At 61.1% G+C, this 16,923-nt stretch carries 18 protein-coding genes and 1 pseudogene; 7 read left to right on the forward strand and 12 right to left on the reverse strand.

Translation table 11 applies throughout. The features are described 5' to 3' along the window. Positions 1-6: 6 nt before the first annotated feature. Positions 7-1,305, reverse strand: a complete 1,299-nt coding sequence (locus C4J86_RS17365) for a serine hydroxymethyltransferase (RefSeq protein ID WP_124371297.1) — start codon at positions 1,303-1,305, stop codon at positions 7-9. 238 nt (positions 1,306-1,543) lie between these two features. Here C4J86_RS17365 and C4J86_RS17370 point away from each other — a divergent pair, with 238 nt between their 5' ends. The 5 genes from C4J86_RS17370 (at position 1,544) to C4J86_RS17390 (ending at position 6,094) form a co-directional block, all read left to right on the forward strand. Beyond that, positions 1,544-2,761, forward strand: coding sequence for an MFS transporter (locus C4J86_RS17370; protein WP_124371298.1), 1,218 nt, complete (start codon positions 1,544-1,546; stop codon positions 2,759-2,761). A gap of 155 nt (positions 2,762-2,916) precedes the next feature. Further along, positions 2,917-3,879, forward strand: a complete 963-nt coding sequence (locus C4J86_RS17375; RefSeq protein ID WP_124371299.1) for a diiron oxygenase — start codon at positions 2,917-2,919, stop codon at positions 3,877-3,879. Further along, the gene (locus C4J86_RS17380) at positions 3,876-4,928 is read left to right on the forward strand and encodes a 2Fe-2S iron-sulfur cluster-binding protein (protein ID WP_124371300.1); all 1,053 of its coding nucleotides are present in this window, start codon (positions 3,876-3,878) and stop codon (positions 4,926-4,928) included. The genes C4J86_RS17375 and C4J86_RS17380 overlap by 4 nt, the downstream gene beginning before the upstream one ends. Positions 4,929-4,964: 36 nt before the next feature. After that, entirely contained in the window at positions 4,965-5,666 is a 702-nt protein-coding gene (locus C4J86_RS17385; RefSeq protein WP_124371301.1) for a glutamine amidotransferase, read from the forward strand. A gap of 71 nt (positions 5,667-5,737) precedes the next feature. After that, positions 5,738-6,094, forward strand: a complete 357-nt coding sequence (locus C4J86_RS17390) for an antibiotic biosynthesis monooxygenase (protein WP_065880860.1) — start codon at positions 5,738-5,740, stop codon at positions 6,092-6,094. Positions 6,095-6,259: 165 nt separating this feature from the next. Here C4J86_RS17390 and C4J86_RS17395 read toward each other — a convergent pair whose 3' ends face one another. The 5 genes and pseudogenes from C4J86_RS17395 to C4J86_RS17415 form a co-directional block, all read right to left on the reverse strand. Beyond that, positions 6,260-6,502, reverse strand: coding sequence for a hypothetical protein (locus tag C4J86_RS17395; RefSeq protein ID WP_065874196.1), 243 nt, complete (start codon positions 6,500-6,502; stop codon positions 6,260-6,262). A 12-nt stretch (positions 6,503-6,514) separates the two neighbouring features. Beyond that, positions 6,515-6,994: a hypothetical protein gene (locus C4J86_RS17400; protein ID WP_124371302.1), complete on the reverse strand. Its 480-nt coding sequence runs from the start codon at positions 6,992-6,994 to the stop codon at positions 6,515-6,517. 55 nt (positions 6,995-7,049) lie between these two features. Further along, positions 7,050-7,294: pseudogene (locus C4J86_RS27110) on the reverse strand (GNAT family N-acetyltransferase); the annotation flags it as partial. A gap of 369 nt (positions 7,295-7,663) precedes the next feature. Next, positions 7,664-7,924 carry a hypothetical protein gene (locus C4J86_RS17410; protein WP_124371303.1) on the reverse strand — a complete coding sequence of 87 codons (261 nt, stop codon included), beginning with the start codon at positions 7,922-7,924 and terminating at the stop codon, positions 7,664-7,666. 115 nt (positions 7,925-8,039) lie between these two features. Further along, entirely contained in the window at positions 8,040-8,465 is a 426-nt protein-coding gene (locus C4J86_RS17415) for a hypothetical protein (RefSeq protein ID WP_256681358.1), read from the reverse strand. A gap of 428 nt (positions 8,466-8,893) precedes the next feature. Here C4J86_RS17415 and C4J86_RS17420 point away from each other — a divergent pair, with 428 nt between their 5' ends. Beyond that, positions 8,894-9,193, forward strand: coding sequence for a hypothetical protein (locus C4J86_RS17420; RefSeq protein WP_124371304.1), 300 nt, complete (start codon positions 8,894-8,896; stop codon positions 9,191-9,193). Between the two features lie 89 nt (positions 9,194-9,282). On the opposite strand, the gene C4J86_RS17425 is transcribed toward C4J86_RS17420, so the two are convergent. The 5 genes from C4J86_RS17425 to C4J86_RS17445 all read right to left on the reverse strand — a co-directional run bounded on the left by C4J86_RS17425 (position 9,283) and on the right by C4J86_RS17445 (position 13,374). Further along, complete coding sequence (locus C4J86_RS17425; protein ID WP_124371305.1) at positions 9,283-9,654, reverse strand: hypothetical protein; 372 nt, start codon at positions 9,652-9,654, stop codon at positions 9,283-9,285. Positions 9,655-10,183: 529 nt separating this feature from the next. Then, positions 10,184-10,639: a thiol-disulfide oxidoreductase DCC family protein gene (locus C4J86_RS17430; protein ID WP_124371306.1), complete on the reverse strand. Its 456-nt coding sequence runs from the start codon at positions 10,637-10,639 to the stop codon at positions 10,184-10,186. A gap of 45 nt (positions 10,640-10,684) precedes the next feature. After that, positions 10,685-10,918 (reverse strand): hypothetical protein, encoded by a 234-nt coding sequence (locus C4J86_RS17435; protein ID WP_124367724.1) that lies wholly within the window; start codon positions 10,916-10,918, stop codon positions 10,685-10,687. 149 nt (positions 10,919-11,067) lie between these two features. Beyond that, a complete protein-coding gene (locus C4J86_RS17440) occupies positions 11,068-11,784 on the reverse strand; it encodes a hypothetical protein (RefSeq protein ID WP_124371307.1) in 717 nt (238 codons plus the stop codon). Between the two features lie 135 nt (positions 11,785-11,919). Further along, positions 11,920-13,374, reverse strand: a complete 1,455-nt coding sequence (locus tag C4J86_RS17445; protein WP_124371308.1) for an MFS transporter — start codon at positions 13,372-13,374, stop codon at positions 11,920-11,922. A 133-nt stretch (positions 13,375-13,507) separates the two neighbouring features. On the opposite strand from C4J86_RS17445, the gene C4J86_RS17450 reads away from it, so the two are divergent. Further along, positions 13,508-15,274 (forward strand): S8/S53 family peptidase, encoded by a 1,767-nt coding sequence (locus C4J86_RS17450; RefSeq protein WP_124371309.1) that lies wholly within the window; start codon positions 13,508-13,510, stop codon positions 15,272-15,274. Positions 15,275-15,353: 79 nt separating this feature from the next. Here C4J86_RS17450 and C4J86_RS17455 read toward each other — a convergent pair whose 3' ends face one another. Then, a complete protein-coding gene (locus C4J86_RS17455) occupies positions 15,354-16,760 on the reverse strand; it encodes an amino acid permease (protein ID WP_124371310.1) in 1,407 nt (468 codons plus the stop codon). Positions 16,761-16,923 lie beyond the last annotated feature (163 nt).

The raw sequence follows: 16,923 nt of genomic DNA on the forward strand, positions 1-16,923 counted from the left end.
AGCCGCTCAGTAAGGCAGCTTGAAACGCTTGGTCAGTTCGCCGATGCCTTCGCGAATCGAGCGCTCGGTGCGACTGTCGAGGGCGCCGCTGCGCACGCCGCCGAGCATGGCGAGGATCATGTCGCCGATCTCGCGAAATTCATCCACGCCCATGCCCCGCGACGTGCAGGCCGCGCTGCCGATGCGAATGCCGGAGGTGGCACTGGGTTTGACCTCGTCGCCCGGCACGATATTTTTGTTCACGGTAATCCCGATCGCTTCCAGCGCCTGTTCGGCGACATTGCCGACCAAGCCCCACGGCCGCAGGTCAATCACGCCAAGGTGACAGTCGGTGCCGCCCGAGACCACCGACAACCCGCCTTCGGCCAAACGCCCGCACAAGGCCTGGGCGTTCGCAATCACCGCATGCGCGTAGGTGCTGAACGCCGGTTGCAAGGCTTCGCCGAGCGCCACTGCCTTGGCCGCCAGCGTGTGCATCAGCGGCGCGCCTTGCAGGCCGGGAAACACCGCCGCATTGATTTTCTGCGCAATGCCCGGCTCGTTGCACAGGATCATCCCGCCGCGCGGCCCGCGCAGTGTGGTGTGGGTGCTGATGGTGGTGACGTGGGCGAATGGCACCGGCGACGGGTACGCACCGCCCGCTACCAGTCCGGCGACATGGGCAATGTCGGCCATCAGGAAGGCCCCGACTTCGTCGGCAATTGCGCGAAAGCGCGCGAAGTCCAGCGCCCGTGAATAGGCCGAAGCGCCGACGATGATCAATCGCGGGCGTTCCTGGCGGGCCATCTGCTCGACCTGGTCCATGTCGACCCGATGGGTCAGCGGATGCACGCCATAACTGAGGGCCTGAAACCAGCGCCCGGACATATTGAACGCCGCGCCGTGGGACAGGTGCCCGCCGGACTTGAGGTCCAGGCCGAGGATCTTGTCGCCCGGTGCCAGCAGCGCTAGAAACACCGCCTGATTGGCCTGGCTGCCCGAGTGGGGTTGCAGGTTGGCGTAGGCACAGTTGAACAACCGCCGGGCGCGCTCGTTGGCCAGCTCTTCTACCGCGTCGACGTTGCAGCAGCCGGCGTAATAACGGCGCCCCGGATACCCTTCGGCATGCTTGTTGGTGAGCACCGAGCCCTGGGCTTCAAGCACTGCACGGCTGACAAAATTCTCGGCAGCAATCAGCTCGATTGACTGCATCTGGCGCTGGCGCTCGGCGTCGATGGCACGCCACACATCCCCGTCCGCCTGGGCCAGTGCGACGCCACTGAGCACCGGCAGCGCGTGCCCGTCTCGATAAGCGGAATGCGGCATGGTCACTCCCTGTGAAAACGTCGATTGGCAACGGCGTCTACCCTAGCGGCCCACGGCCCGCGCCGGTATACCAGTTTGCGCCAGCGTTGCAGACCACTGCGCGGCGCTGCGCCACGGCGCGAAACCAGTAGCGCTGCAAAGTGGTCTGGTGAACCTTTGAACATTGGACTATTCCGCAAGACCAACGCCCCACTAAGCTCTGCGCCGGTTTTGTCACCCCCATTCCACAGGTTCTGCCATGACGTCTTTTCGTATCGGACTGCTGCCGCAGGTCGCAGCCGCGCACTTTGTCAGTCATCTGCACATCATGGTGCTGGCGGCGTTGTTTCCCCTCCTCGCGGCTTTTTTCGACGTCGATTACGTGCAGTTGGGCCTGGCCCTGAGCCTGTTCAACATCGTCACCGCTCTGGTGCAGGCGCCGATGGGATTTGCCGTGGACCGTTTCGGCGCACGGCGCCTGCTGTTAGCCGCGCTGGCAGTGGGCAGTAGCAGTTTCCTGTTGATTGCACTAGTGCCCAGCTACCTTTGCTTGCTGATCGGCATGGCGCTGGCCGGCGTCGCCAACGCGGTTTACCACCCGGCCGACTATGCCCTGCTGTCCCGCCATATTGATCCTGCCCACATTGGCAAAGCGTTCTCCGTGCACACCTTCGCCGGCTTCCTCGGCGCCGCCGTGGCCCCGGTGTTTTTGTTGAGCATCGCCGTGGCGAGCACGCCGGCCATGGCGTTTGCCGCCGCCGCAGGCGTAGGGTTTGTCACGCTGGCGGTGTTGTCGATACCTGGCGCGGCACTGGCCCAAGTCAATTATGTGTCACCAGCGGCCGACCCGGCGGCCCTCGACACGCGTCGGCGCTCGTTGCTTTCGCCCTTGGTGCTGAGCCTGACGTTGTTGTTCGTGCTGCTGAACCTGAGCACCGGCGCAATTGAAAAATTCTCGGTCGCGGCCCTTATGCAAGGCCAGGGCGTGGCCTTGACCTGGGCCAACTCGGCACTCACCGCGTTCCTGTTTGCCAGCGCCTTTGGCGTGCTGGCAGGCGGCGCACTGGCCGACCGCACCCGCCGCCATGGCGTGGTGGCCGCCAGCGCGTTTGCCCTGGCCAGCGGGTTGATATTGTTGGTCGCCACGGCGCACTTGAGCGAGCTGGCACTGGTGCTGATACTCGGTGTAGCGGGTTTCCTGACCGGGGTGATCGCACCGTCCCGCGACATGCTGGTGCGCGCAGCGTCGCCGAAAGGCGCGGAAGGCAAGACCTTCGGCATTGTCTCCACCGGCTTCAATATCGGCGGCACCATCGGCCCGGTCGGGTTCGCCTGGCTACTCGACCAAGGCCACCACAACTCGATTTTCTGGGCCAGTGCTGCCTTTATGGGCCTGACGGTCGCGCTGACCCTGATGCAGGAACGGCACTTGGCCAAAGTCCGGAAAATGCCCGCATTACACCCGCAATTCAACTGACCTGGAGCAATATCCCCAGCGTTTTTTTGGCGCAAACTTGAAGGGCAACGTCCCGCATTTATTACGCGGCAACCCGCTTGTGCGGCCCCGTCGTGTTTACAAAGGACTGCACTCTTAACCCGAACACCAATAGCTGTTTTCTTTGGAGCTAAAACATGGACCGTTTGAATTGTGGTACCGATGACGTGGTACAAAACATGCTCGCCAAGTTGTCCGGGCTCTGGAAAACCCGCGCTGCCGTGAACAATCCGCAACCGGATTACTGGGGCCTGACCTTTGACCCGAAGAAGCAGGATTTCAGCCTGTCGCTGCTGCCGTTCCGTCATCACCAGGCCTGGCTCGAAGCACCGCAGGACCTGCAATCCAAGTGCCTGTCCTACGCGTGGGGCATCTACAACCTCAAGACGATCTACATCGAATGCGACGTGGTGGTGCCCGCCTGCGAGGACATCATCAAGACCCCGCCACACAGCCAGAACCGCGCCCTGCTGCAGGACGTGATGTCCCAGGCACTGCTGGACGAAGCCCTGCACACGCGCATGTCGATCATGGCCTGCAACTACATCTACGACATGCGCAAACTGACCCCGCTGGATTTCAGCGCGTTCAACCTGGTGACCTGGCGTGAAGCCCTGCTGGCCGACTGCACGGCCGAATGGGAGCGCCGCCTGACCCGTTTTGGTGTGGCGTGCGCGAGTGAAACGCTGATCACCGATTACCTCAAGACCATGGCCGAAGACACCAGCATCCAGGCGGTGTGCCACGAGGTCACACGCACCCACGCCATCGATGAATGGAGCCATTCCAGCGTGTTCAGTTTTGTCGCCTCCGACATCGTTCATGGCCTGAGTCGCACCGAGCGCGAGTACCTGCGCTCAATCATCCTGCGCACCGTGCAGATGTTCGCCAACAACGAAATGGGCGCATGGGCCAAGGTGTTCTCGATACTGCAGATGCCGCATGCCAGCGAGATCCTGCATGACGTGGGCGACAACAACGAAATCAGCGTATACACCGACTCGCTCCAGGCCCTGATCGACCGTATCGGCCTGACCGGCAAAGGCCTGAGCAGCGCCGAACACGCCATCGAAACCTTGAGCGAGAAGGCCCGCGCATGAACGCCATGACCCCACTGCAGGCCCGTTGCGAACGCGTGACCATTGAAACCGCCGCGATCAACGTCTTCAGCCTGCGCGCCGTGGGCGCCCACGCCGAGTTCCTCGACCGCCTGGAACCCGGCAAGCACGTGGCGCTGCGTTTTCCGGACACTACGGGCACGCCGCAGCAACGGCTGTATTCGATCACTCGCAGGCAAGGCGCCGACGGGTTCGAGATTGCGGTCAAGCGCGAAGGCCATGGCGGGGTCTCGGACCAGTTGCACGCTACCTTGCAGGAGGGCTCGCAGGTCGCGGTGGAGTTTGTGGCCGGGGACATCAGCCTGGGGTCGATCATCGGCTGCAAGCACGTCGGCATGCTCGCTGGCGGCATCGGGATCACCTTGCCAATCGCCTTGCTGCGCGGCCTGCTGGAACGCGCACGACGCGGCCTGGCGGTGCCCGAGGTAAGCCTGCTGTTGTGTGTGCCGACGGTGGCCGACATTCCCTTCCTGCATGAGTTGCTGGACCTGGAACTGAACACCCGCTGGTTTTCGCTGCAGGTCTTCATTACCCGCGAAGCTGTACGCAGCAACGGCCATTTCAGGGCCGGCCGCCCCACCGCCGCCGACCTGAACCTGCTGGGTAACCCGGACACGTTGGTGATCTGCGGCAGTCATCGTTTTGCCCAAGGCTTGCGCGACCAAACGCTGGCGCTGTTTCCGGACAGCCAATTGCTGATCGAATCCTTCACACCGCCGGTCAGGGCCGCGCAGGCGCAACCTGCGACCAGCGATGCGCTGCGCCTGCACATCAGCCACACCAACGAGTTACTGGAACTGCCCGCCGGCAAGAGCCTGCTGGAGATGCTCGAATCCAGCGGCATTGCAGTGCGCAGCCTGTGCCGCGCCGGGATCTGCGGCCACTGTCGGATCAAATTGTCCGAGGGCGAATACACCCTCGAACCCGACTTTTGCCTGACCGATAAGGACAAGAGCGAAGGCTTTGCGTTGGCCTGCTGCACCTTCCCGCAATCGGGGACGATCAAGGTCGACCTCAACCCCACTGCATAAACCGTCACGCCCTTATTTCAACCGCTGAGTGTTTCCATGAAAACTGCTATTGCACTGCGCCACATTCATTTTGAAGACGTGGGCACCCTGGATGTGGTGCTGGCCGATGAAGGCTACACCCTGATTTACCTCGACCCCACCGTGGACACCATCTATAGGGAGCAGGTGCTGCAGGCCGACTTGCTGATTGTGCTCGGCGGCCCGATTGGCGCGTATGACGAGGACCTGTACCCGTTTCTGCACGACGAACTGGAGCTGGTGCGCCAGCGCGTGGCGTCCGGCAAACCGTTGTTGGGCATCTGCCTGGGCGCACAGCTGATCGCCCGCGCCATGCACGCCAAGGTCTACCCGTTGGGCGTCAAGGAGATCGGTTTTTCCGCGTTGACCTTGACTCCGGCCGGCCAGGACTCACCGCTCGCCGCGCTGATGGACACGCCCGTGTTGCGCTGGCACGGCGACCAGTTCGATGTGCCCGAAGGTGCCGTATTGCTGGCCAGCACACCAGTGGGCGCCCACCAGGCGTTTGCCGTGGGCCGCACGATTCTGGGCCTGCAGTTTCATCTTGAAGCCAACACCACTCACATCGAACAGTGGCTGGTTGGCCACGCCAGTGAACTCGCCCACGCCGGCATCGACGTCGTCGCACTGCGCGCCACGGCCGCTGGCCTGGGCGATCGCCTGACCCGCGCCGCTGGCAACGTGATGCGCACCTGGCTGAACAACCTGGGCCCCCGTTAACCCACTGGCGGCGGGCAACCGCCGCCGTTTAAGACCACCTGAAAAAAACCGTCAAGGATGAGGAGTCAAACATGATCGTCGTGTTATTCGAATTGCAGGCACTGCCCGGTCAGGGCGAGACCTATGTGGACCTGGTCAATAAGCTGACCCCGTTGCTGGAACCCATGGACGGGTTTATCTCCGTCGAGTGTTTTCAGAGCACGCTGAACCCCAAGAAGGTGATGTCGGTGACCACCTGGCGCGATGAGGAAGCCGTGGTGCAGTGGCGCAACGTCACCGCGCACCTGTCTGCACAACGCGCCGGGCGCGACAAGATCTTCGACGATTACCGCGTTCGCGTGACTTCGGTCATTCGTGATTACGGCCTGCGGGATCGTGAGCAAGCGCCGTATAACGTCGTTGTTGATGGAGCACACGCCACGGCGTAACGCCATGCTGATCGTTCCCACGCGGAGCTTGGGAACGATCATGGATTGGGCGCTGAAGGGCTGTCGCAGAGAGAGCGCTGCCGTAAGCATCACAACAACTGTTTGCGCCGCTGCTTCCTGTATGACAGGCATTGGAGCACTAAACCGCGGAGAACCCTGCCACCTTCAACCCATCTGCTCGAACCGCCGCCGCTTTAGGAACAACCCCACCCCCAGTGCAACGGCAAAGATCGACAGCAACCCCAAGTCAAATCCAAGCAAGCGGATGTGGCTCGCCGCAACGCAGCCGACCGCCCCCATCGCCACCAGCAGTACCCCTAACCACTTGCGAAGCGGGTACGACTTAAGAAACCGATCGAGCAGAAAGAACAGCACCAGAGCAGCGACCAGTTGGGTAATATCAGACATGGGTTTCTCCCGTCAGGTCTTGATGATCAGTGTCGAGGCGGTACGTTGCGGGCCGATACCGCCGTTCACCTGCGCCTCGATGCTCACCAGTATGTCGCCTGCATGATAGGTGGGCAGGGTTTCATTCACATACATGCGCACACCGGCGCCGACGGGGGGCCCCACGTAGGGGGAGGCAACGTAAGAGGTGACGCCCGCGAAGGCCGAGGCCGCCAAGTTGGCGATTCTGGTGCGCTGGGCGTTGAGCACATCGCCCTGCTGCCGAGTCAGCGGCTTGGAGATGCCGATCATCATCAGGCACGGCAGGTTCTTGGCCAGCATCTTGTCGTACACCTCGACGACCTTGCGGTTGACCTCGTAGTGCGCGCTCTTCGCCTCACCAAAATGCAGCTCGCGCAGCCGCCCGCGTTCGCTGTCGGTGAGGGTGATCTGCGAGACGTTGAACACGATCCCGTGATTGCCCATGTATTGGAAAGTCCCTTCGAACTTCATCGCACGCATCCTTTCGAGCCAAAGGCGGGGATTGTCTAGAAGGCGGGCGCTGGATTCAAATCATTTCACCTGGCTGGCAAGGTGCACAGCGCGGCGTAAGGTGCTGACGGTCATAATAATTGTCGAATTCACTGCTTTCGACGAACACGAAGCCATGGCGGGTGTAAAACGGTTCGAGGCACTTTCTTTGAGGGCACCTACTGTGATCGGCAGTGCGGCTGCATCCGCTGCTTCGAAAATCTGTGCGAGTACATCCGAGCCGATCCCCGAACCCTGCGCGCTCGGCCTCACGTATAGGTGCTAGTCCCTAACAGCGCATTAATTTTCGTATTAGCTATCCCGCTTTTCATCGCGAAATTTACCCTGCTTAGCGCTTATTTAAGGGACGTCGACTGGCGGTTCTTGGCCGATTCTGTTGAAAAAGTCGGCTTCGGTTTCCATGGCAGAAAAGTACGCGTCTGAGAGTGAAATCTGTGTTTTGCGCAGAAGGTTCAGGGCTCAGATTTGACGTAGCAGCGAGCAAAAAGGCGTTTTCACCGCTCAATGCATGGGTACTCAGGCCGGGTCGACTTTTTCAACACAATCGGCCGAATGTTGCCTGTCGTGAGGGGCAGGAAGCGACCCTAAGCTGACTGTGGCGACAGATGGAAGTCGGCCCCGAACAGACATTCAAGAGGGGACATCATTGGGATAGCTACGAAGCACCTCATAGGTCAATCCACTCAAAATATATGAGGCTCTCCATTCGAGAGATCCTGCATGTGACTCGCACAGCAAGCGAGCGATACATCCAGCTTCACCCATTGAAATCTCTTCCACTTCCGCGATATCTCCAGGAGCCACCTCCCGGGAGTTCAACCAATCAGAGAGCACTACCTTTGCTTGGCCAACATCGATCAGCTTTATGATGTCGCCTTTGGAAAGTGTCATGAAGTCTCGCCTAAACTTGTGCCGGTATCTGGTTTGTAAACGCGCTTGGAGATTTGCGAAAGGACTGCTTCTGGTCCCCCCGCTTTTACGATGGTAGCCTGACCCCGTTTTTACGCTACAGCGTCGGTAACCGGTCCAACGCACAAGTACGTTCTATTTTCGGCTCACCGGCGGTGGGCAAGCGTACGCCCGAATCGACATTGAATATGTCGATGTAACACCGGCTCAGCGAGCCCGGGACGTCGACAATCCCTCCCTTGATCACATAGCGTGCGCCCGGCGCAAATTCGCTGACAAACGCTACGCTGCACGAGCGATTGGCATTGGCCACGCCGCGCATTTCCAAGTGCAGCGGTTTGCCGGCTTCAATCGGAAAAAAACCCTCCGGCGTCGAGACATTCTTATAAACGGAAACCAACTGCTTCCCCATCCCCGACTCAGTCGCCACGGTTCTGCCGTATTTGCAGCCGATGGCAGGCGCCTGGACCAGAGTCACGCCGTTTCGATAATTTTCCATAGAGACCAGTTCGCTGCGGATCATCGCCTGGGGCGCCCCCGCAGGCACAAAATATTTCGGCGCTGGGGCGCAGCCTGCAAGCAGCAGAACTGAACACAGGTAAAGAGGCTTCATAATTTCCTTATTAATGGCGGAAGAGGCGGCGTTAACAGACCTGATCAATCAGAATGAGTCAAGCAATAAGTGAGAAGAACGAGCGTCTTACCAGGCTTGAAATAAAGGTGAATCGCCCCTGGTTTACTAGATAGGCGCAATGGCTGCATTTGGCCGTTAGCTGTCAGTCGCTCCATAGTCCCCACACCACCGCGAACCGTGCCGCAACTGCTGATCGCCCCCAACCTTGCTCCGGCGCATGGCTCACCACCACTGGTGCAGTTGCGCTCCCGAAACCGGGAACGACCCACTGCGCCGGTAAGTCTACCCGTCTCTACCCATCGTTAAGGTACAGCGCAATGGACAAGACAATCACCCTGGATCAACTGGCTACCACTGACCTTCGATCGATCAACGAGATATGGCTCGGCGGGGCTCACAGGCCGCTATGTCTATGGCGGGGTGAGCAAGTCTTCACCCATGAAATGCTCAGCGAGGGCACCCACGATCAGAATGTCCGGCGTCTGTGCTTGCAGTTGGTCAACGCTGACGATCAAGGTGAAGTTGCCAGCGTTGAGTCGATCGCGCGCCAACGGCTGGAAGAAATGGGGAAGAACGGCGAGTTCTATCCGGCTGAGGAAGCGGACACTCATCAATAGTCGCTCCGCAACGCTGAAGAAAATGTCAGCTACTCATGAGGGTCCTCAGCACGCTACATGAGCCGCAGTTGCCAACGGACTCTTGATACCTACCCTCTTACCGCATGCCGCTTGGCCAGCCTCAGACGCCAATTCCCACCGTGTTGGAGATCGCATTCTTCCTCGGAATCGAATCCTACGCAGCGGTGCAGTAACGGCAGATCCACACCGGCATCGCTCAGCGCGATGCCTGTCAGTTCACGCATTCGCTGGTCTTCTCCCTTGGCCAGGGCTTGCTCCTTGCTTATTCGGGTATCGAATACCCAGATCACTCGCAGGCTTTGGGGGAAAGCGGCGTAGTTCACTTCGTGGGTCAGCCATTCAAAGCCAGGGATTTCAGCCTTGGCGGTTTCACAGGCTTCGGTCAGGGCGGCAACCAGACGGCGTTCGATACCTACGCTGTCGCGTTTGGTGGAGGGCATTGCGGGCTCCGGTGGGAAAGCGAAAGATGAACCAATAAAAAATATTACAGAGTGGCTTTATGAGATCTAGTCTCTATCAGGCAAAACAGCAGCTCATAGGGACGGTAAACAGTACTCATCGCTTAACTAATCGAGGGATCGAACATGTTGAAGTCACTCAATATCATGGCAACTGCATTGGTGTTGGCCGGAATAATCTCCACCAGTACTTACGCAGCCGACACACCAAAAGCTGAAGCGGCGGCACGCGGTCAAAGTATCGGCACCGCAACAGTTGCAGCGAATGCTCCAATGCCATGCCCCCCTGCAAACCGAGGGGCCAGCGCGACGGGAACCGCGCCTGGCACCGATCATGCCGCCTGCACAGCCGCCAAGAACAATGCGAGACAGGCATTGCGCGCCCGAGTGCCTCAAACCTGCGCGGCTTACATTTCGTCAACCAGACCCTGCGAAGTCGTTAACTAACGCACCTTGGGTTCAGCTTGAAAAGTCCGCCGCAGAACCTGCTGCGGCAACCAAAATCGTAGGTTTAGCAGGCGCCCTCCTTCAAAAAACGTTGTTCATGATCGGGGTCGGGCAACAGGCAGGTGTCATATTTTCCGAAGAGTCGATAGCGGTTTAAAGCAATGCGATCATAGGCCCAATCCCGAATTGGGCGTGGGATGCCACGCAACAGCCCCAGTGGGCGCCAGCCGGCAGGCAGTTGGGCAATGATTTCGAAAACCGCATTTGAGCGCACCCAGTAATGCCGGTCACGAATTACCGCCATGGTATCGAACTGATCCAACGGCAGCCCTGCCCAGGCGAGCAGTGCCTGGCCCTCTGGCGACTGTACAGCCGCCAATCGCACGCGCCGTTGACGATCATGGCGAATCAGGAACCGAGCCCAGCCATTGCACAGCTTGCACACGCCGTCGAAGAGCACCACGGTCTCGCCTGGGTTGAGGAAAGGCGCGGTTGAGGGGCGAGTTCGGGAGGCGGGCATAAGCATGGGTCCAATCGGGCCGGGTTCATCAGGACCGACTTACCCTCAGCCCTTCAACTCACTGGCCCGATTGCTCGCCGCATCATCGTAAGCCACATATAACGACTCGGCGATTTGGCTCTTGATAGCCTTGCTGGACTCCAGGCCCAACACAAAACCCTCGGCTTTGCCGCCCGCGCGGTTGAGTTCTTCGTGGGTGGCAGCGCCGGTGATGGCGTCGAGGAGTTTGGCAGCAACGGGGCCGACGCCTTTGGGCAGGGAGATTTGGTCGATGGACATGGCGGTACCTTTAAAAAATGAACGGTAGCGCATAGATCACTGCCGGGATGGGCATGGTAGACCAGCTGGCAAGGAAAGGGGCTACTTTGCGCCGAAAGTGGCTAAATACCTGCCCCCTCTCGCTCAGCCTCACACAACTCATTGCGCCGTTAGTACGCCTGCCCCGCACGCCGCGCATACATCGCCTGCTCCGTCTCCGCCGTGGCCCGCTCACCTTTGTAGGTCAGTTGAATGATAAAAAAACGTTCCCTGCCACCCTTCACATCCGAAGGGTCATAGGTTCTGAACAACGGCGCCAGATCAATGGTCTTGGCGAAATTTTCGTTGGTCAGGCTGTAGTAGCCCATGCCGCTGCCGGACCAGGGCGAGCCGGCGTCTGTCATGTCGATGGCGGCGTTGCGGAAGGTCACCGCGGCCGTTTTCAAATCAGCGGAGCCATTGAGCAGTTCGGTGAGCCGCTTGATATTCGCGTCGCTCAGCTGACCGGCCTTGTCGATGACTTTCAGGCGGCCATCGGCTTCGACGGTAAAACCATAATCGGTTCTGGCCAGGTCGGGGGCGGTGCTCTTAAGGGTGGATGCGAACGCGGTGAAGGCGCTTTTGAGCACCGCCTGGGCACTATGGAAGCGGTCGACGAAGCGAGGAAACTCCGGTGATTCGGAGCGCCCGACCCACACGTCGGTCACCTGCGGTGGCTCGCTCGCGGTTTGGGCGGCTTCGCTGGGATGATAGACCGCAGCCGGCCCGGCATCTGCCAAAGGTTGCTTGGCCGCCTCCGGCAGTGCCTGGGGCGTCAGTTTCTGCTCGGAAGGCGCAAGTCGGATATTGGCAGGGGCTATGGTGGTAGCGCTGATGGAGAGTGTCATTTCAATCTGTCCATGATTGGCGGGTTCATGAAGGTTATCGACGTGAAAGGCTTGATCTTTAGACCAGCTCGGGACGTAAACAACCGTCGTTGAACCTCGAGCACCAACGGCCTGGGCGCGCCCACCTGCCTGCCCTCAATCAGACGCCTGCGACAATGGTCGCGCCACCTGCTCCAACGCCTTGCGCTCGGCCGCCACACCCCAAATTGCCTGCACCAGGGCAGCCGCACACATCAACGCTGCCCCGATCAAATACCCCACGAACAAACTCCCGCGCTGTTGCGTCTGTATCAATTGCCCGAACAAGGTCGGCCCGATGATCCCGCCCAGTCCGGTGCCGAACGCATAGAACACCGCAATCGCCAGCGCGCGTATTTCCAGCGGGAAGGTCTCGGCCACGGTCAGGTACGCCGAACTCGCCGCTGCCGAGGCGAAGAAGAAGATCACCATCCAGGCCACGGCTTGCTGGGTCACGTCGAACCAGCCTTGCTGGAACGCGTAGCCACTGAGCGCCAGCAACACGCCGGAGGTGGCGTAGGTGAAGCTGATCATCACGCGCCGGCCGACCACGTCAAACAACCGTCCCAGCAGCAACGGCCCGCAGAAGTTGCCGAGGGCGAGCGGCAAGACGTACCAGCCGACGCGCTCGGCGGGCACGTCATAGAAGTCGGTGAGCACCAGCGCGTAGGTGAAGAAGATCGCGTTGTAGAAGAAGGCCTGGGCAGTGAGCAGTGTCATGCCGACCAGGGCGCGACGGCGAAAGCTGACGAACAGGGTGTGGAAAATCTCCGCCAGCGGTGTGTGGTCGCGCGCGTGCAGCCGCAACGGCGGGGCGGTCACTGGGGCCAGTGCGTGGCCTTGTTCGCGCAGGCGCGCTTCGATGCCGTCGACGATGCGTCGCGCTTCGTCGTGCTGGCCGTGAATCAGCAACCAGCGCGGGCTTTCCGGCAGCCACAGGCGCATCACCAGGATGATCAGGCCCAGCGCGGCACCGATGCCGAAGCACAGGCGCCAGCCGAGGTCGCCACCCACGACCTGCGGGTCGAGCAACACGATGGCGCCACCGGCCCCCAGGGCTGCGCCCAGCCAGAAGGTGCCGTTGATGGTCAGGTCGACCCAGCCGCGATAGCGCGCCGGGGTGAATTCCTGGATGGTCGAGTTGATTGCGGTGTATTCGCCACCGATGCCCATGCCGGTCAGGAAGCGGAACAGCAGGAAGGTTTCCAGGTTGAAGGAGAACGCCGTGGCTGCGGTGGTGCCCACGTAGAGCCACAGAGTGATGAAGAACAGTTTGCGTCGCCCCAGACGGTCGGTTAGCCAGCCGAACAGCAGTGCCCCCAGCACGGCGCCAGCGATGTAGACGCCACCGGCGAGGCCAATGTCGACGTTGCTGAAGTTCAGGCCGGTGCTGCTTTTCAGCGCGCCGGACACCGAGCCGGCCAAGGTCACTTCCAGGCCGTCGAGCAACCAGGTGATCCCGAGGGCGAACACCAGCAAGGTGTGGAAGCGGCCCCAGGGCAAGCGGTCCAGGCGCGCGGGCAGGTCGGTCTCGAACAGCGTGCCAGGGGTGTTTGAGTGTGGCTGGGTCATTGTCACATCCGTCCATGTGCACTGCCTCGTCCAGTTAGGAGTGAGGCTTGGGCGAGGGAGTTCAACGTGGTCGCGCTGAACGAACGGCGAGTGGTTGGAGTCGCAGTATCAGGCCCCGGCAAGGAACCCACTGATGCCTCTGAATAACGCTGCCCTCGCGATGCTGCTCACCCTGGCCGCCAGCACGGCGGCCATGGCCCAGGAGCCGCTGCGACTGGAAAACCTGAAACGCTGCGGCGACCTGCTGCAAAGCCGGGAGCAGGATTGGTGCCTGAGTGCGCGCGGGCTGGGTGAAGCAACGCCGCAGGTGAAACTGTCGGGCAAGACGCTGCCGCCGCAAGCCCTCCAGCGTGACGGCGACCAGTTGCGCCTGCGCCTGGACAGCACGCTCTACCAGAGCGGCCCGCTGTGGCTCGAAGACGGCCCGCGCGCCAGCAATGCGGCCTGGCTGACCCTGCGCAATAGCCATGTGGTCGCCGCCGGGCCCAGCGAAGTGGCGAAGAACATGGACGGCCTGACCACCTATGTCGACCTGGTCAGCGTGCTGATCGAGGAAGACCACGACGGCCGCCAGGAAGCCGAGCGCCTCGCGCGCAAATACGGCGCGAGCGTGGTCGGCAGCATCGCGCCGCTGAACCTGTTCCAACTGCGCCTGCCGGCCACCGACCTGCTGCAGCGCGACGCCTTGGTGCTACGCCTGGGCAGCGAGACCAGCGTGGATGCGGTGGTGATCGAAGAATCCGCCGCCGAAGAAACCGAGCACGCCGCCACGCGCCACGAAAAACCGCAGAAGCCATCGCCCGACTCCGATGAATGGGCCGCCAACCGCTTTCTCGATGCGGTGGCCTATTATCAGCGGCGCATCCCGGGCCAACACACGCCCATCACGCCGCAACCGGTGCGCATCGGCCTGATCGAGCGCGGCGTGGATTTCGACACCGCAGATTTCGCTGACTACCTCGGCGCCTGCGCCCCCAGGCGTACCTGCGTCTACGCCCGCGATACAGATGCGGCGAGCGGCCATGGCACCACCGTCGCCGGCATCCTCGCGGCAGGCTGGGACAACGGCGGCAACACCGGCTTTCTGCGTGGGCTGGACAAGGCCAGCGGTGGCTTTGACGTGATTGTCGAGCGCAACTCCGATGCCGGCATCACGGCCAATATCGCCGCCTCGGTCAACCTCGTGGAGGACGGGGTGCGCGTGCTCAACTGGAGCTGGGGCATTCATCGCGTCGGAACCAAGGACGTCAATGGCAATGACGTCGACTCGCTGGTGCGCTCGGGAATTGCCATGAGTGGCTACGAAGAATTGCTCGAAGAGTTCTTCCTGTGGCTGCGCAAGGAACACCCCGATGTGATCGTGGTGAACTCCGCCGGTAACGGTTCGGCATTTTCTGGCAGCGACGAGTACCGCCTGCCCTCCTCCTTCATCACCGAGCAGTTGCTGGTGGTGGGCGGACACCAGCGTAACGTGCGTGGCGGCGTCGCCGTCGATAACCCAGCCTATGCCCTTACACGCAGCTCCTCGAATGTGGACATGCGCGTCGACATCACCGCTGCCGCCTGCGCCCACGCGTCCACGCCCGACGCCGGCCAGGAAGGCGCCGTGCATTGCGGCACCTCCTACGCCACGCCGATGGTCGCAGGCTTGCTGGCGGCGATGCTGTCGATCAACCCGCAACTGCAACCCGAACAGCTGCGCATGCTGTTGCGCCGCAGCGCCATGGCGATCGGCGAGAACCACGACTTTGAGCGCAGCGACGCCCAGGACCTCACCGCGCCGATCCTTCCATCCGAGCGCAACTACCAGCTCAACGACAAGGACGTCGGGCGCTCGGCTCGGCTGGATATGCAGAAGGCGCTGGACCTGGCGGTGCAAAGCCGGACGCGGGTGCGCTGAACCGCACCTGATCGTTCCCACGCTCTGCGTGGGAATGCCTCCTGGGACGCTCCGCGTCCCGCCTACTGCGCACAGATGATCAGGAATGCTCCAGCGCCACCGGCTTCACCGCCTGCCCCTGCTGACGCGAAGTGACCAGGCCGATAAACGAGATCACCAGGGCCAGGCCAATCGTCGAGGACACTTCGGTGCGGTGTTCCGGCGTCACCATCATCACGGCCAGCGCCGCGCAGATGAACACGATGACCAGATACGTCAGCCAGGGAAACAGCCACATGCGAAAGGTCAGCTCGACGTTCTGCTTGAGCAGCAGCCGACGCATGCGCAGTTGCGAGATGGCGATGACCAGATACACCAGCAACGCGATGGCACCGGAACTGGCCAGCAGAAACTGGAACAGGCCAGCGGGCATGAAGTAACTCAGCAGCGTCACTCCCGCACCCAGGATGGTGCTGGCGATCACCGCCGCCCTGGGCACGCCCGCCGCTGAAGTGCGTTTAAGGGCGCGTGGCGCATCGCCGCGTTTACCCAGGGAGAACAGCATGCGCGAGGAGATGTAGATCGAGGAGTTCATGCAACTGGCCACGGCGATCAATACCACCAGGTCGACCATGAACTTGGCGTTGGGAATGTTCATCAACTCCAGCGCACGCTGGTAAGAACCCACGGATGCCAGCAGGGGATCGTTCCACGGCACCACGGAAATAACGATCGAGATCGACAACAGGTAAAACACGCCGATGCGCCAGATCACCGAGCGGGTCGCCTTGGCGATGTTCTGCGCCGGGTTGCTCGATTCGGCCGCGGCGATGGTCACCGCCTCGGTACCGATGAAGCTGAACATGATGGTGATGAACGCCCCCACCACGGCCGACAGGCCATTGGGTGCAAAGCCGCCGTGCTCTTGCATCAAGCGGCTCAAGCTGCTGGCTTCACGATCCGGAATCCAGCCCATCAGCACGCTGAACCCCAGGCCGATGAAACCGACGATGGCGATGACCTTGGCCATCGCGAACCAGAACTCGAACTCGCCATATTTGGCAACGCTGAACAGGTTGGTGATCACCAGCAAAATGATCGACAACAACGCAAACAACCATGCATCGACCTGAGGAAACCACTGATTGAGCACATGCCCGGCAGCCAGCGCCTCGATCGGAATCACCAACACCCAGAACCACCAATACAACCAGCCGATGGTGAAGCCTGCCCAACGGCCAATGGCCTGGTCGGCATAGGTGGAAAACGAGCCGGTGTCGGGGCGCGCCACCGCCATCTCCCCGAGCATGCGCATCACCAGCACCACCAGCAGGCCGGAGCACAGATAAGCCAGCAACACCGCCGGCCCCGCCGCCGCGATGGCATGCCCGGAGCCGACAAACAACCCCGCGCCGATGATGCCTGCGATGGACAACATGGTGACGTGACGCGGCTTGAAACCCTGCGCCAGCTGAGCGTTGGAATCGTTGGAGTTGAGACTATTCATTGTTTTTGTGGTTCTCGGGCGACCAATACCCCTCACCTTAAGTGCGCAGGACAACGCCAAAGTAGCCTGAGCGCGGCATCATCGTGTCTGATCTCGACATCGGCCAATCGACTGCAACGTTTGAGGGCACAGCATGCGCACCGGGCAATCAATGGGGACGCAT

Source organism: Pseudomonas sp. R2-7-07 (assembly GCF_003852355.1).
In the GTDB taxonomy this organism is placed as follows: Bacteria; Pseudomonadota; Gammaproteobacteria; order Pseudomonadales; family Pseudomonadaceae; genus Aquipseudomonas.

Excerpts from the sequence above, each read along its gene's own strand:
- C4J86_RS17365 (WP_124371297.1), bottom strand. The coding sequence starts at position 1,305 with ATGCCGCATTCCGCTTATCGAGACGGGCACGCGCTGCCGGTGCTCAGT.
- C4J86_RS17370 (WP_124371298.1), top strand. The coding sequence starts at position 1,544 with ATGACGTCTTTTCGTATCGGACTGCTGCCGCAGGTCGCAGCCGCGCAC.
- C4J86_RS17375 (WP_124371299.1), top strand. The coding sequence starts at position 2,917 with ATGGACCGTTTGAATTGTGGTACCGATGACGTGGTACAAAACATGCTC.
- C4J86_RS17380 (WP_124371300.1), top strand. The coding sequence starts at position 3,876 with ATGAACGCCATGACCCCACTGCAGGCCCGTTGCGAACGCGTGACCATT.
- C4J86_RS17385 (WP_124371301.1), top strand. The coding sequence starts at position 4,965 with ATGAAAACTGCTATTGCACTGCGCCACATTCATTTTGAAGACGTGGGC.
- C4J86_RS17390 (WP_065880860.1), top strand. The coding sequence starts at position 5,738 with ATGATCGTCGTGTTATTCGAATTGCAGGCACTGCCCGGTCAGGGCGAG.
- C4J86_RS17395 (WP_065874196.1), bottom strand. The coding sequence starts at position 6,502 with ATGTCTGATATTACCCAACTGGTCGCTGCTCTGGTGCTGTTCTTTCTG.
- C4J86_RS17400 (WP_124371302.1), bottom strand. The coding sequence starts at position 6,994 with ATGAAGTTCGAAGGGACTTTCCAATACATGGGCAATCACGGGATCGTG.
- C4J86_RS17410 (WP_124371303.1), bottom strand. The coding sequence starts at position 7,924 with ATGACACTTTCCAAAGGCGACATCATAAAGCTGATCGATGTTGGCCAA.
- C4J86_RS17415 (WP_256681358.1), bottom strand. The coding sequence starts at position 8,465 with ATGATCCGCAGCGAACTGGTCTCTATGGAAAATTATCGAAACGGCGTG.
- C4J86_RS17420 (WP_124371304.1), top strand. The coding sequence starts at position 8,894 with ATGGACAAGACAATCACCCTGGATCAACTGGCTACCACTGACCTTCGA.
- C4J86_RS17425 (WP_124371305.1), bottom strand. The coding sequence starts at position 9,654 with ATGCCCTCCACCAAACGCGACAGCGTAGGTATCGAACGCCGTCTGGTT.
- C4J86_RS17430 (WP_124371306.1), bottom strand. The coding sequence starts at position 10,639 with ATGCCCGCCTCCCGAACTCGCCCCTCAACCGCGCCTTTCCTCAACCCA.
- C4J86_RS17435 (WP_124367724.1), bottom strand. The coding sequence starts at position 10,918 with ATGTCCATCGACCAAATCTCCCTGCCCAAAGGCGTCGGCCCCGTTGCT.
- C4J86_RS17440 (WP_124371307.1), bottom strand. The coding sequence starts at position 11,784 with ATGACACTCTCCATCAGCGCTACCACCATAGCCCCTGCCAATATCCGA.
- C4J86_RS17445 (WP_124371308.1), bottom strand. The coding sequence starts at position 13,374 with ATGACCCAGCCACACTCAAACACCCCTGGCACGCTGTTCGAGACCGAC.
- C4J86_RS17450 (WP_124371309.1), top strand. The coding sequence starts at position 13,508 with ATGCCTCTGAATAACGCTGCCCTCGCGATGCTGCTCACCCTGGCCGCC.
- C4J86_RS17455 (WP_124371310.1), bottom strand. The coding sequence starts at position 16,760 with ATGAATAGTCTCAACTCCAACGATTCCAACGCTCAGCTGGCGCAGGGT.